We start from the raw sequence: 14,040 nt of genomic DNA on the forward strand, positions 1-14,040 counted from the left end.
GAGGTGGAGGGATATGAAGCGATACGAACCGCTAAAAGAGGAGATTATCAGTGCAGGAATTGATATAGGAACAAGCACGACCAAAATTGTGTTAAGCCAATTTTCTCTGATGAATATGGCAGGAGGAACACACTTGCCGCGTATTGAGATTATTGATAAAGAAATTATTCATCGCAGCCCGATTTATCGAACACCACTTCTCACATCCACAACAATCGATATTGAAGCAATAGAGAAGCTTGTTAGAAATGAGTATGATAAAGCAAACGTTGGTTCTGAAGACATTAAAACAGGTGCAGTGATTATTACAGGTGAGACAGCAACTAAGCAAAATGCGGAAGAAATGATTCACCATCTTTCAAATCATGCCGGTGAGTTTTTAGTAGCAACTGCTGGTCCCGATCTAGAGGGAATTATTGCAGCAAAAGGATCAGGAGCTTACCAATACTCCAAAAAAACGAGCAAAACGATTGCCAATATAGATATTGGCGGGGGAACCGCTAATGTAGCAGTTTATCGAATGGGAAGGCTGTGTGGAACCTGCACATTGCATATAGGAGGCAGGCTGATTGAGTTTTCGGAAGATAAAATCAGTAGCATTTCACCACCCGTTAGAAACCTATTAAAAGAGTGGAATAGTACTCTTGCAAAAGGTGATGTAATGGTGGAAGAAGAGGTAAAGAATATAACAAATTATATGGCTGATGTGATTAGCCGAATGCTAACACGTACTATGACGGCAGAGGACAAGATACTACTTTTAGGGCATGAACCGAATTGGAAAGAAGAAATTGATGTCATTATGTTTTCTGGTGGAATTAGTGAGTGTCTCTATCAATATGAGTCTAAAGGTGTTGAACAAGCTCCTTACCACGACATAGGAATAATGCTTGCAGACTCTTTAAAAGATAGTCAGAGTTTGAAGGGATGGTCATGGATTCAGCCTGATGAAACCGTTCGCGCAACCGTTCTTGGTGCCGGTACACAAACGACTGAAATCAGTGGAGCCACGATTCAAGTAGAAACCAAAGATTTACCTGTACGAAATATACCTGTTTATCAAATTTCTTTTAAGGATGGGTTTCAAAAAAGTGTTCATCACTTAAAGGATGCTGTAAAAGATGCAATTGAGATACATGACCCGCAGCAGGAGGGACAAAATTTTGCCTTGTACTTATCTGGGCTTCCGTACGTAGGATTTCGAGATATTCAACAATTAGCAAAAGGTCTGCTAGAAGCAGTGAAACAAAAAAGTAAAAGAGATCAGCCGTTGATCATTGTTCTTGAAAGCGATCATGCCAAGGTATTAGGCCAAACGCTTGTTGCCCAAGATTCGTCGCAAAGCATTATTTGTATTGATCAAATTAAGGTGGAACACGGTGACTACTTGGATATTGGCCAATTGCTACAAACAAGTGTAGTACCGGTAGTAGTCAAAACCCTTACGTTCCATTCATAAGAAAGGGGGCTTCACTGTTGAAGTTACATACACATTATTTAGGTGCTGTTTATCAATTTTCTGATTTAAAAGATTTGTTTGCTAAGGCAAACGAAGAAAAGTCTGGCGACCGTCTGGCAGGTTTAGCTGCAGAAACCGTTCAAGAAAGAATTGCTGCAAAGGAAGTGCTTAGTGAACTAAAACTTGCTGATATTCGCGAAAACCCAATGATCTCACCAGAAGAAGACGAAGTATCTCAAATTATTGAGAGTCAAGTAAATGAACCTATCTATCAATCGATGAAAAATTGGTCCGTAGCAGAACTTAGAGAGTATATCTTAAGTGATGAAACAACGGGTGAGGATTTAAAGAGGATTAGTCGAGGGTTAAATAGTGAAATTATTGCTGCAGTAGCAAAACTAATGTCAAACCTCGATTTAGTTCACGCCGCAAATAAGGTTGAAATTTTAACAAAATGCAACATTACTATTGGCCAAAAAGGAGTCTTAGCTTCTAGACTGCAGCCTAATCATCCTACAGATAATGTAGAGGGTATGATTGCTTCTTTAAAAGAAGGGCTGTCTTACGGAATTGGAGACGCTGTTATTGGTATTAACCCTGTAGATGATTCAGTTGAAAGTGTAAAACGGCTGCTCCACGCTACGAAAAATTTTATGAATCATTGGGAAATTCCAACTCAAAACTGTGTCTTAGCTCATGTTACGACTCAGATGAAAGCCATTGAACAAGGAGCACCAGCGGATATGATTTTTCAAAGTATTGCTGGAACAGAAGCCGCTAACCGTTCATTTGGAATCAGCGCAGCCTTACTAGAAGAGGCAAATCAATTAGCTAAAAGTCACGGAACAGGAACAGGGCCTCAGTGCTTATATTTTGAAACAGGACAGGGTTCTGAGCTATCAGCTGAAGCGCACTTTGGGATGGATCAGCTAACGTTAGAGTCTCGTAACTATGGGTTTGCACGTCATTATGACCCTTATATTGTAAATACCGTGGTTGGTTTTATTGGACCTGAGTACTTATATAACAACAAACAAGTTATTCGTGCAGGTTTAGAAGATCATTTTATGGCAAAGATGCATGGAATTCCGATGGGTGTAGATATTTGTTACACCAATCATATTAAAGCAGATCAAAATGATGTTGAAGATTTAGGTGTATTGCTAACTGCTGCAGGCGTTAATTTTATCATTGCAACACCAATGGGTGATGATTGTATGCTTAACTATCAATCAATGAGCTACCATGATGTAGCGACTTTAAGGCAAACGATGGGGAAACAGCCTTCTCCTTTATTTGCAGAGTGGCTCGAGAAAATGGGGATTTTTGAACAAGGGAAATTAAGTAAATATGCAGGAGATCCAAGTATTTTTACAAGGTAGGTGATGAAGAAGATGAATCCTGAATTGATTGAAAAAATTACACGATCCATTGTCGAAAAGCTAGAAAAACAATCTAGCTTCGAACAAAGCTCTCCTACTGACGATAGTCAAAGCAGCGTAACTTTTTGGGCTCATACATCCAATGCAAATAAGAAAGTGATTAATGGTCCTATAGCTGAAGTAGTAGAAGCTGATTCGGCAAAGGAATTAATTAAATTTCCGAATATTCAAGAAGTTGATTCAACATCTCTGCCTGAAAGTAAAATGACTATTCCACAGGAAGAAAAAGATATTGAATCAAAACAGCAGGTGGCTGGTATTAAAAATCCAGTGAATCAAGAAGAATTAGATACATTAATTCAAAAAACACCTGCTCGAATCGGAATTGGCAGAGCAGGCTTACGTCCACGAACAGAAACATGGCTGAAATTCCGCTATGACCATGCAGCAGCCGTTGATGCTGTTTATGGCAATGTGAACGACGATCTCTTAAAACGATTGAATTTATTTAAAGTAAATACTCAGGTAACAGATAAAGAAGTGTACATTCGCCGACCGGATTATGGACGAAAGCTATCAGACGAAGCCAAAAAGTGCATTCAAGAAAAATGTACCAAATCACCAACTGTTCAAATTATTGTTTCTGATGGTTTAAGCTCCAAAGCCATTGAAGAAAATGTCGAGGACGTTTATTTATCTCTTCAACAGTCCTTAAAAAGTGCAGATTTAAATGTAGGCGTTCCGTTTTACATAGAAAAAGGTCGAGTTGCTGTAATGGATGACATTGGTGAACTTCTGACGCCAAAAGTGGTGGTACTTTTAATTGGAGAACGTCCGGGACTTATAAGTGCAGAATCCTTAAGTGCCTATTTATGCTATGAACCGAGAAAAGGAATGATTGAAGCTGAGAGAATGGTGGTTTCCAATATTCATAAAGGCGGCATTCCTCCAGTTGAAGCGGGTGCTTATCTCGGTACATTGGTTCAAAAAATTTTAAAATATGAAGCTAGCGGTGTATCGCTTGTTCAAAAAGAACAATAGAGGTGAATAGGAGTGGCTTTAACACGTATCCATGCTGACATTTTAGCCGTTCGTGTGATTCCAAATGTGGATGACGCTTTAGTTCAGCAGTTTAACTTGCAGCCTTACCATAGAAGTTTAGCCATGTTTACATCAAGTATTGATGACGTGGGCTATACAGCTTTAGACGAAGCCACCAAAAGAGCAGATGTTGAGGTAGCTTATGCCCGTTCCTTTTATGCTGGTGCTGCTCATGCGTCAGGTCCGCTATCAGGTGAAATGATTGGTGTATTAGCGGGTCCAAGTCCAGATGAAGTTAAAGCTGGCATTGATGCCATTTTACAAGTGACGAAATCAGATGCCTATTTTGAAGCATTAGATGAAGAAAAAAATCACGCGCTGTATGCACATGTGGTGGCAAGGACAGGTTCTTACCTTTCTAAAGAAGCAGGAATCGATATTGGCGAACCACTAGCTTATTTAATTGCCCCGCCACTAGAGGCTATGTATGGACTTGATGTAGCGCTTAAAGCAGCTGATGTAGAGCTTGTGAAATTTTTTGGTCCTCCTTCTGAAACAAATTTTGGCGGTGGTTTTTTAACAGGATCTCAATCAGCCTGTCAAGCAGCTGCTGATGCGTTCCGCCAGGCTATTTTAGACATTGCAAGAAATCCAGTTCATTATTAAAAAGCTTATAGACAGTAGAAAGGAGTTGTTGGATGTGCAGTTTGATCAAGATCTTCAATCTTTACAGGAGATGCGAAATGCAGTGGAAAAGGCAAAAGCCGCACAGCAGGTATACTTGAATTTTACACAAGAGCAAGTAGATCGCATCGTTGAACGAGTTGCCGAAGCAGCTTATTCTAAAGCGTTGGAATTAGCAAAAATGGCAGTTGAAGAAACGCGGATGGGTGTTGTAGAACATAAGAAAATTAAAAATGAGGTAGGATCTAGAGCTGTTTATGAATCAATTAAAAATGAAAAAACAGTAGGTATTGTTCACGAAGATAGAGCGAACAAAGTGGTAGAAGTCGCCTCTCCTTTTGGGGTTGTTGCTGGAATTATTCCTACAACCAACCCAACTTCAACGGCTATCTTCAAGACATTAATTAGTTTAAAAACTAGAAATGCTCTAGTGGTCAGCCCTCACCCCCGGGCAATGAACTGTACAGTAGAAGCGCTTAAAATTTGTGCGCGTGCAGCAGTCGAAGCGGGAGCTCCGGAAGGACTTATTGGTTGGATTTCCAATCCTTCTATGGCTGCAACCAATGAATTAATGAAGCATAAAGATGTGAATTTAATTTTAGCAACAGGCGGAAGTGCTCTCGTTCGCGCAGCGTATAGTTCTGGGAAGCCAGCTTACGGTGTAGGTCCAGGAAATGTACCTGTATATATTGAAAAAACTGCAAAGGTTGACCAAGCAGTAAAAATGATTGTCGATAGCAAAACGTTCGACAACGGCACGATTTGTGCAACCGAGCAAGCGATTGTTGTTGACCGTAATATTCAACAAATGGCTATTAGAGAATTAAAGAATAATGGAGCCTACTTCTTAAATTCAGAAGAGAAAGCCAAAATGGAAAAAGTGATTTCACCAATTCCAAAGAAGCTTAATCCAAATATTGTTGGTCAAAGTGCTGTAAAAATTGCTGAAATGGCAGGTATTACAGTACCTTCTGATACACGAATCTTAGTTGCTGAAGAGACAAAGGTGGCAAAGGATGTTCCGTTTTCGATTGAAAAGCTAGCACCTATTTTTCCATTGTATACAGCTAAGAACGAAGAGCAAGCAAGGGAATTATGTTTAAGCTTATTAAATCTTGGTGGAAGAGGTCACAGCTTATCGCTTCATACAAACGATGATGCGGTAGCTAAAACGTTTGCTCTTGAAATGCCGGTCTCAAGACTGATGGTCAACACACTCTCGTCAGTGGGAGCTGTGGGTGGTACGACTGGACTTAAGCCATCCTTTACACTAGGGTGCGGTTCGTTTGGAGGCAACATTACGTCAGACAATGTGACCGCTCGCCATTTATTAAATATTAAGCGAATGGCTTACGGCACAAAAGAGGTGACAATTCCAAAACCATCTTTATCTTCTACCTCTGCTTCATCAGATACAAAAGATCATCAAGACGTACAGGAAATTGTCAACGAAGTTATGAATCAATTAAAGCCACAGGGACCGATTGATTCAGCAGCAATTTCTGAAATGGTTAATCAAGCACTTCAAAAATATCAAACAAACTAATTAGGGGGAATTAAAAATGGCAAGAGAACTAACAGCATTAGGAATGATTGAAACAAAAGGATTAGTAGCATCAGTAGAGGCAGCAGACGCAATGGTAAAAGCAGCAAACGTACATTTAGTTGGTAAAGTTCACGTAGGTGGAGGAATTGTAACGGTTTTAGTACGCGGTGACGTAGGCGCGGTAAAAGCAGCGACAGATTCTGGTGCGGCAGCTGCACAGCGTGTTGGAGAACTTATTTCCGTTCATGTTATCCCACGTCCACACAATGAACTAGAAAGTATTTTACCGAAAATCGATAGTGAACTATAAGCTTAAAAAGTTAGGAGCATAGCGCATGAATAAGCAGGCCATTCAATCGATTGTAGCAGAGGTTGTTCAGCAGTTAAGTCAAACAACCAAGCAAAGCAATACAGTCCCAATGGCTGTATCTGCTAGACACTGTCACTTAAGTATAGAAGATGTAGAAGCTCTTTTTGGAGCAGGGTATGAACTAACAAAAAAATCAGGCCTGTCTCAGCCTGGTCAATTTGCAGCTAATGAAACAGTTACCATTGTGGGGCCTAAAGGAAGCATCGAAAAGGTGCGAGTCCTTGGCCCAGCAAGAAATATAACTCAAGTGGAGGTCAGTAAAACAGATTCAATTAAACTTGGTGCTGTTCCTCCATTACGTGAGTCTGGAGATATAAGGAATTCAGAAGCGATTACATTAGTTGGACCAAAGGGGAGCATTTACAAGAAAGAAGGGTTAATCATTGCACGAGCTCATATTCATATGACGCCAGGTAATGCTGAAGCTTATGGTGTAAAAAATGGTCAGTGTGTTCGAATTACCTCTCAAGGAGAAAGGCCTACTACGCTTGAACGTGTATTAATTCGAGTTTCACCAAAGTTCAAGCTTGAAATGCATATTGATACAGATGAAGCGAATGCAGGGCTAATTTCTACCGGAGCGACAGGGATTCTTTCTCTATACGAGGAAGCTTTATGAACCATCATGCTCTGATTGAACAAATTGTAGTAGAAGTTTTAAAACGATTAGATAAATCAGACAAGCAGCACCTAAACGTAAAGCCGAAGCTGCTGATCGTGAAAGAGTCGGCAGCAATTGATCCAATTCAAATTAAAAAGTTAGAAACAAGCTGGACACTGGTTTACAGCGATGAGCAAAAAGAAAACCTTCCAAAAGATATACAAGGTATTTTATTTGCAGAAGCAAAGCAAGACCTGCTTGTAAAAGGAGCGCTTGGTATTACAGATACACTAGAGAGTTCTCTTTTGGCTGAGGCTTTGCTAGAAGGAATTTCTGTTTCACTCATTCCTTCTGTAACTTTAGGAAACGTTTTGCTGTCCAGTAATCAAAAAAAGCCAGTAAACAACAAATATGCAGCCCATTTAATTGCTTATAAAAATACATTAGAAGGCTTTGGGGTGAAAATCCAATCGTTTGAGAGATTTTTGCAATCAGGCTTAAACAGACATTCTTTATCATTTACAGAACGAGTGCTAACCCAAAGACATGTGAAATTAGTAGAAGAAGAAAAAATTACGGTTTCACCTAAAACGATTATCACTCCTTTGGCACGCGATATAGCAAGAGAATTAGGAAAAGAAATTTGCGTGATAGACGTAGAGGGAGCGGATGTTTTATGAAAATAGGGACGGTAATTGGCAACGTCTGGGCAACAAGAAAAGAAGATAATTTACGCGGTTTAAAGTTTTTAGTTGTTCAACCTGAACTTTTAAATGAATCGAATAACGACTCTTCTTTTATTGCCGTTGATCGTATTGGAGCCGGGATTGGTGATAAGGTAATGGTTACTCAAGGAAGTGCCGCAGCACATATGGCATCTGACACCCCATTACCCATTGATGCGATTATTATCGGAATTATAGATTCTGTTGATATAGAAAGAGGTGGAGAGAATGGCTAAAGCTCTTGGAATGATTGAAACAAGAGGCTTAATAGGTTCAATCGTCGCAGCGGATGCGATGCTAAAATCAGCTGATGTTCGCTTAGTGAAGCAAGAAAAAGTGGATGCAGCTCTTGTAACCGTGTTAGTTGAAGGTGATGTTAGTGCAGTACAGGCAGCTGTAGATATGGGAAAAGAAGAAGCGGCTCGCGTTGGAGAATTAGTGTCAGCACACGTAATTCCTCATCCCGATGAAGAGGTTGGAAATAGCCTATTAAAAGATGAAAATAAAGAATCGCAGTCAAAAGCAGCACCTAAAGACAATAAAACGACTAAAAAATCATCTGCTGCTAAAACAAAATCCAGTATTCAATATAAAGCAAAAGCAGATTCTGCTGCTGTAGAAGAAGATCAAAAAGTAGAATAACCATACATATAAACAACGAGGAATGGGGGATAAATCATGGCATTTAAGCGTAAAAAAATAGCTGTAATTGGAGCGGGATTTACAGGAGCCACAGCAGCATTAATGATGGCGCAAAAAGAACTTGGAGACGTAGTATTAGTTGATATTCCTTCCCAGACTAATCCGACCAAAGGAAAAGCACTTGATATGTTAGAGGCAAGCCCAGTTCAAGGGTTTGACGCTAATATCAAGGGGACATCTAGCTATGAAGACATTCAGGATGCAGATTTAGTATTAATTACTGCAGGACTTCCAAGAAAACCGGGAATGAGCCGTGATGACCTAGTCTCAACAAACGCAAAAATTATGAAAGAAGTATCGGAAAATGTAAAAAAACATGCACCAAACAGTTATATTATTGTATTGAGTAATCCAGTCGATGCAATGACGTACGTTTGTTATAAAACCACGGGGTTCCCTAAAAATCGAGTAATAGGCCAATCTGGTGTATTAGATACAGCCCGCTTTAATACATTTGTGGCTCAAGAATTAAATATCTCTGTTGAAGATGTATCAGGGTTTGTTTTGGGCGGCCACGGAGATGATATGGTGCCATTAGTTCGTTATTCGTATGCTGGAGGAATTCCACTTGATAAAATCATTTCACCTGAACGTATAGAAGCTATTGTAGAGCGAACGCGCAAAGGTGGGGGAGAAATCGTTAACCTGCTTGGAAATGGAAGTGCCTATTATGCTCCTGCTGCTTCTATGGTTCAAATGGCAGAAGCGATTCTAAAGGATAAGAAGCGAATTCTCCCTTCCGTAGCTTATCTAGAAGGTGAATATGGCTGTAATAATCTTTACCTAGGTGTACCAACAATCCTAGGAGGAGATGGAATTGAACATATCATTGAACTTCCTTTAACGGAAAAGGAAAATGAAGGGCTAAAACGTTCAATCGAATCCGTACAAAGCGTTATGACTATTTTAGAGTCATCAGAAGTATTCAGCTAAATCAGCCTTTAGTCAAAACAAAACATAAAATAGCTTTTAAAAGCCTTTAGCTGCTAGGGACTGCCCCCATGAAGTGAGACAAATAAAAAACACCTTTAAGTTAAAAAACGGGTATGCAGTACCTAACAATAACCTGGAGGTGTTTTTTCTATGGGGGCAAGAGTGAGCTATCCAGTAGAAGTGAAATTAAAAGCAATTGAATTGAATCGTTTCATTCCACCCTAAAGTCTGAAACATTTTACCTCGATGAGTTAACATGTACTACGACTGCCATCGTAGAACAAACTGTCGAAAGCCACATTACTTATTATAACCATATCCGTATTCAAACAAAACTAAACAACCAGTCACCGGTACAATACCGAAAACTGGCTGTTTAAAAGGTGTTTTGATCCTTGTCTCGAAATCAGGGGTCAGTCCCATATAACTAAGTGCTTTTTGGTGAATGAGGAGCAAGTTTCTTTTTCAACGGTAGAACAATCATAAAAACACCTATGATACTCAATATGCTCTCTAAAACGTAGAATTGATGTTCTTTTATATATCCCATAACGCATTGGCTACCAAAGATGAGAAATAAAACAGCTCCCAAATAAAACGAAGGGTTTTTAATACACCAACTCATTTTTGATTCCATCTAATTCCTCCTTGTACGCTTTCTATCGCGTATTTATTGTATGTTGACTAAGAAAGGAGTAAGGTTGTTCCTTATGGATATACGAGTGGGTGTAAGAAAAGTTTCAAACATAACATCAGCTTTCTTTTAGTATAGGCGTTTATTTTACATTCAAAAATGAAACTAATTTTTTTAGTGTTGTTCCTTGAACAAGAAGAGAAAAGACTACATTACTAAATGTCATTGCTAATAACAGATTTTTTCCTTCAAATTCGGGTGTAATGCCTAAAACAAGCGCAATTGAAAGAGATCCCTTTAATCCTCCCCATGAAATAATAGGTTTCCATGAAGTTGGAATGGATTTATCAAAAGCTAAGCTTATATAGACAGCGAGAAAACGTGCTAAAAGAACAATAAGAATACTTCCAACGATAAGCCATCCTTTATCTAAAAAATCAATACGACTCACTTCTAATCCTACTAGTAAGAAAATCAGCGCATTGGAGAGAAAGGCGATTGTTTCCCAAAAGGAATTCACTTTTTCATGTGTTAGATCTGACATGCCTACGTTTCGTCCATAAGTTCCTAAGATTACGCCACCTACTACTACAGATATTACCCCAGAAACATCAAAGTGTTCAGCAAGCTGAAACGTACCATAAAATAGAACCATTGATAATCCAGTCTCCACTAAATAATGATCAATCTTAGATGTAATACGAGAAGCTAATAAACCAAACACTCCACCAATCAATATGCCTCCACTTACAACTTTCAGAAATTCAAGCAGCGCATTCAATGTACCTGTTAAGCTCAAGGCAGTAGTTACCACAGCAATTTGAAATAGTACAACAGCAACTCCGTCATTTGCTAAACTTTCTCCTTCGACCACAATGGAGAGGCGCTTGTTTAGGCCCATTGACTTAAAAATGCTTAGAACGGATACAGGGTCAGTAGCTGCCATAAGTGCACCGAAAATTAAGGATTCCTGCAAAGAAAGGTGCAAGAAAAAATAAGTGGAAGCAGCAACTAATAAGAAGGTAAGAAATGTACCTAAAAAAGCTAATAAAGAAATAGATTGCTTATTGCTTTTTAGTTCATCAAAGGGCAGTTTAAGTGCTGCATCCCCTAACAAAGCTGATAAGAAGATAAAAATAACGGTTGTTTGAAACACGGTGTCATTGGCTGCATAACTTTTTATTTCTCCTAACCCAGGAATCGGAGTTAAACCAATGATTAATCCCATTACTACAAGGAAAGTAGGATAAGGCTGTTTCATTTTTTCTGCGATAAACACTACCCCTACAGCGATAGCTAATAAAATAATCCAATATGTAACCATTTTTATGCTCCTTTGTCTCTTTAAAACTGAAATTATGCTTCATGTGCCAAGTATTGTTAAGGGTACATTCTCTTTATGGATAGGTTTCTGTCACCTGGAGAGATATACGGCTTTTCTTATAACTTTGTTTATCATAGATAATATTTTCCTAAAGTATGATTAATAAGTAATAAATTACTTATATAATGCTAAATAATATAAATTTGAATACAATTTCAATCAGAGAAAAGTAAGTTTGTGCTTACAAACATGCAAGAAGAGAAAGGTTGTTTCCTCACTAAAAGGAAACAACCTTTAACAAAGCTTACATACATGATGTTTACTATAAAGTTTCTCTCAAACAAAAATATAAATACCGATTTGAAAATAAATCATAAACTTTTTAAAATTTCATATTGAAATAAGTTAAGCAGTTTTTTTATTTTGCTTTTTATCTTCAGAAACTTCTTGTCGGAAGGACTTAATTAATGCATAGGACATGAATAGAAGAACAATCCCTAATGGTAATGCACTGACAATAATAGCTGCTTGCATGCCTTGCAGGCCACCTGTACCTAATAGGATTAATCTGCCTTATTACCTCTGCAAAGAGTAAATTATTTGTGAATGCAAGAACTATCGCAAACCGTAAGACATTATCATTTAACTTAACGACATCAAAAATTAAATAAATAAGAAAACTTTATACATAAGCTAGAATATAGTTGCAGCAAAACAAAAAAGTTAAGTTATTATTTATTATGGGGGGTGAAAATTATGAAAGTGACAATTTTAACGTTAGGCAGTAGGGGAGATGTACAGCCTTATATTGCACTTGCTCGAGAAATGATTAAGAATGGACATGAAGTAGTCATTTGTACAGGTGCGACGTTTCAACGTTTTATTGAAGAAAATAAGGTTTCCTTTCATTCCGCTGCTACTGATTTGATGGCAATAATGGAGAGCGAGGAAGGAAAAGATATACTTAATGGTAAAAGGTTTTCACCTTTTAAAATAATGAAATTTTCAAAAGAAAAAATTGCTCCATCCTACAGAAAAAGTATGGATGATTTTTATCAGGCTTCCCAAGGAGCAGATCTAATCATTTATCATCCTAAAGCTCTTGGTGCCGTTGATATTGCGCTGTACTATCATATTCCTTGCATTTGCTTACCGCCCGTTCCAATTATGTATCCAATTACAGAGTTCCCAAATTTCTCTTTATCGTCAAAACAAAGCTTTGGTCCTACATTAAATAGATTATCCTACAAGATAGTAAAGTTCAGTGAGTACCCTTTTATGAAAGAAATTAATAATTTTAGAGAAAAAACGTTAAAATTCCCAAAGAGAAAAGCCGGACTTTACACATATGAAGTAAACGGTGCACCTATTCCTATAATTTATCCGATTAGTCCTTTTCTTTTCAAAGAAGTAGAGAGTTGGAAAGGTTCTGTATGTCTACCAGGTTTTTTCTTTTTAGATGTAGAGGAAGAGGTGCTACCCAATGAAATAGAAAAATTTCTAGAAAAAGGAAAGAAGCCTATTGTAGTATCATTTAGTTCTATGCCCTTAAAGAGTCCATCAATTTTTAAACAAAAGTTAGTTCAGGCATTAAAGGAGACGGAGAATCGCGCAATGGTGTTAACAGGAACAAGTGGTATGAAGTTTAATCAACAAGAGAATATACTCGCCGTTAAAGGTGCATCCCATAGACTTTTATTTAAACGTGCTAAAGGCATTATTCATCATGGAGGTGTTGGAACAATGTCTGAAGCTTTACTGAGTGGCGTACCACAAATTATCATTCCGTTTACAGTGGATCAACCGTTTTGGGCAAATCTCCTCTATAAAAAAGGGTATTCACTAAAGCCTTTACAAGAAAAAAATCTCCAAGTATTCGAATTGGTTCAGGCGTTAGAACAAGTAGAAAATGAAGAGTATAGTGAAAATGCTCAACAAATAAAAAGCATCATTCAATCGGAAAATGGTGTATATCAAGCGGTGAAGCATATAGAAAGCGTAGTACACAAATTGCGGGATAAATAGATGGGTTGAAGGAGAAAATTTAATAGATGATACAACCAACTTGCTTCAGGAACTTCATCAGGTCGAAAAGGAATTAAGGAAAGCAGAAAAGAGTTTAAGGTTGAACCCATTTGGCAGAAATAAAAAGCAGCAGTTAAAACAAAATGAACAATTCCTTTTGCAACTGAAGCATGGGTATACCTATATTTCCGGTGTACTCACTACATTTAACGACTGGTCCAAAACGAATTCTCTACCCACAGTTGATGGACAAAAATGGGCGGTTCAACTACAGGTATTAGGAGAATACATAACAGAACAAGCTAATAAAAACGTAGAAAATTACTCTATAAAGAAATCATCTTTGGATGTACTCGATCTTTCTTCGATACCTTTACAAATCCGTATCCCACCTGAATTAGAGTCCCAGAGATATCAATTAAGTCTATACAATGATACGCTTAAATTAATTGATAAATTAGGAACAAAATGATACTAATTCAAGTGATCCAGATATCCCTTTGATAAGCAAGGTGATAACTTCAGTATCCAGTTATTGAACTATACATGCATAGTAGACGAGAGAAAGAAGTTACCAAGGGGTAACTTCTTTTTTTTATTCAAGAAATAATACA

The 14,040-nt window shown here is 38.1% G+C and carries 16 protein-coding genes and 1 pseudogene; 14 read left to right on the top strand and 3 right to left on the bottom strand.

Translation table 11 applies throughout. The features are described from left to right. Positions 1-13: 13 nt before the first annotated feature. The 12 genes and pseudogenes from ACOZIR_RS06095 to ACOZIR_RS06150 all read left to right on the top strand — a co-directional run. On the top strand, positions 14-1,459 hold the full coding sequence (locus ACOZIR_RS06095; RefSeq protein WP_045293516.1) for an ethanolamine ammonia-lyase reactivating factor EutA: 1,446 nt from the start codon (positions 14-16) through the stop codon (positions 1,457-1,459). A gap of 17 nt (positions 1,460-1,476) precedes the next feature. Further along, positions 1,477-2,841, top strand: a complete 1,365-nt coding sequence (locus ACOZIR_RS06100; RefSeq protein ID WP_421535531.1) for an ethanolamine ammonia-lyase subunit EutB — start codon at positions 1,477-1,479, stop codon at positions 2,839-2,841. Between the two features lie 12 nt (positions 2,842-2,853). Further along, positions 2,854-3,882, top strand: coding sequence for an ethanolamine ammonia-lyase subunit EutC (eutC, locus tag ACOZIR_RS06105; RefSeq protein ID WP_045293519.1), 1,029 nt, complete (start codon positions 2,854-2,856; stop codon positions 3,880-3,882). Between the two features lie 12 nt (positions 3,883-3,894). Next, positions 3,895-4,548, top strand: coding sequence for an ethanolamine utilization microcompartment protein EutL (eutL, locus tag ACOZIR_RS06110; RefSeq protein WP_013058367.1), 654 nt, complete (start codon positions 3,895-3,897; stop codon positions 4,546-4,548). A gap of 34 nt (positions 4,549-4,582) precedes the next feature. Next, positions 4,583-6,112 carry an acetaldehyde dehydrogenase (acetylating) gene (locus tag ACOZIR_RS06115; protein ID WP_080890207.1) on the top strand — a complete coding sequence of 510 codons (1,530 nt, stop codon included), beginning with the start codon at positions 4,583-4,585 and terminating at the stop codon, positions 6,110-6,112. A gap of 16 nt (positions 6,113-6,128) precedes the next feature. After that, a complete protein-coding gene (gene eutM / locus ACOZIR_RS06120) occupies positions 6,129-6,422 on the top strand; it encodes an ethanolamine utilization microcompartment protein EutM (protein ID WP_013058365.1) in 294 nt (97 codons plus the stop codon). 25 nt (positions 6,423-6,447) lie between these two features. Next, positions 6,448-7,101, top strand: coding sequence for a phosphate propanoyltransferase (locus ACOZIR_RS06125; RefSeq protein ID WP_045293520.1), 654 nt, complete (start codon positions 6,448-6,450; stop codon positions 7,099-7,101). Continuing rightward, a complete protein-coding gene (locus tag ACOZIR_RS06130; protein WP_421535532.1) occupies positions 7,098-7,763 on the top strand; it encodes a hypothetical protein in 666 nt (221 codons plus the stop codon). Before ACOZIR_RS06125 ends, ACOZIR_RS06130 begins: the two co-directional genes overlap by 4 nt. Beyond that, positions 7,760-8,044: a EutN/CcmL family microcompartment protein gene (locus ACOZIR_RS06135; protein ID WP_045293522.1), complete on the top strand. Its 285-nt coding sequence runs from the start codon at positions 7,760-7,762 to the stop codon at positions 8,042-8,044. Before ACOZIR_RS06130 ends, ACOZIR_RS06135 begins: the two co-directional genes overlap by 4 nt. Beyond that, positions 8,037-8,450 (top strand): BMC domain-containing protein, encoded by a 414-nt coding sequence (locus tag ACOZIR_RS06140; RefSeq protein ID WP_328120345.1) that lies wholly within the window; start codon positions 8,037-8,039, stop codon positions 8,448-8,450. The genes ACOZIR_RS06135 and ACOZIR_RS06140 overlap by 8 nt, the downstream gene beginning before the upstream one ends. Positions 8,451-8,486: 36 nt before the next feature. Next, entirely contained in the window at positions 8,487-9,443 is a 957-nt protein-coding gene (gene mdh, locus ACOZIR_RS06145) for a malate dehydrogenase (protein WP_328120346.1), read from the top strand. Between the two features lie 200 nt (positions 9,444-9,643). Next, positions 9,644-9,823: pseudogene (locus ACOZIR_RS06150) on the top strand (IS3 family transposase); the annotation flags it as partial. Between the two features lie 47 nt (positions 9,824-9,870). Here the strand turns inward: ACOZIR_RS06150 and ACOZIR_RS06155 are convergent. The 3 genes from ACOZIR_RS06155 to ACOZIR_RS06165 all read right to left on the bottom strand — a co-directional run bounded on the left by ACOZIR_RS06155 (position 9,871) and on the right by ACOZIR_RS06165 (position 11,965). Then, positions 9,871-10,080: a hypothetical protein gene (locus ACOZIR_RS06155; RefSeq protein WP_045293524.1), complete on the bottom strand. Its 210-nt coding sequence runs from the start codon at positions 10,078-10,080 to the stop codon at positions 9,871-9,873. Positions 10,081-10,219: 139 nt separating this feature from the next. After that, positions 10,220-11,401, bottom strand: coding sequence for a cation:proton antiporter (locus ACOZIR_RS06160; protein WP_045293525.1), 1,182 nt, complete (start codon positions 11,399-11,401; stop codon positions 10,220-10,222). Between the two features lie 405 nt (positions 11,402-11,806). Continuing rightward, on the bottom strand, positions 11,807-11,965 hold the full coding sequence (locus ACOZIR_RS06165) for a BCCT family transporter (RefSeq protein WP_412762006.1): 159 nt from the start codon (positions 11,963-11,965) through the stop codon (positions 11,807-11,809). Positions 11,966-12,157: 192 nt separating this feature from the next. Here ACOZIR_RS06165 and ACOZIR_RS06170 point away from each other — a divergent pair, with 192 nt between their 5' ends. Both ACOZIR_RS06170 and ACOZIR_RS06175 read left to right on the top strand, forming a co-directional pair. Next, entirely contained in the window at positions 12,158-13,426 is a 1,269-nt protein-coding gene (locus ACOZIR_RS06170) for a glycosyltransferase (RefSeq protein ID WP_340142127.1), read from the top strand. Positions 13,427-13,466: 40 nt separating this feature from the next. Next, the gene (locus ACOZIR_RS06175; RefSeq protein WP_328120348.1) at positions 13,467-13,898 is read left to right on the top strand and encodes a hypothetical protein; all 432 of its coding nucleotides are present in this window, start codon (positions 13,467-13,469) and stop codon (positions 13,896-13,898) included. The last annotated feature ends 142 nt before the right edge of the window (positions 13,899-14,040 follow it).

It is taken from the genome of Priestia sp. D3YE.R1, from assembly GCF_049199565.1.
GTDB lineage: Bacteria > Bacillota > Bacilli > Bacillales > Bacillaceae_H > Priestia > Priestia aryabhattai.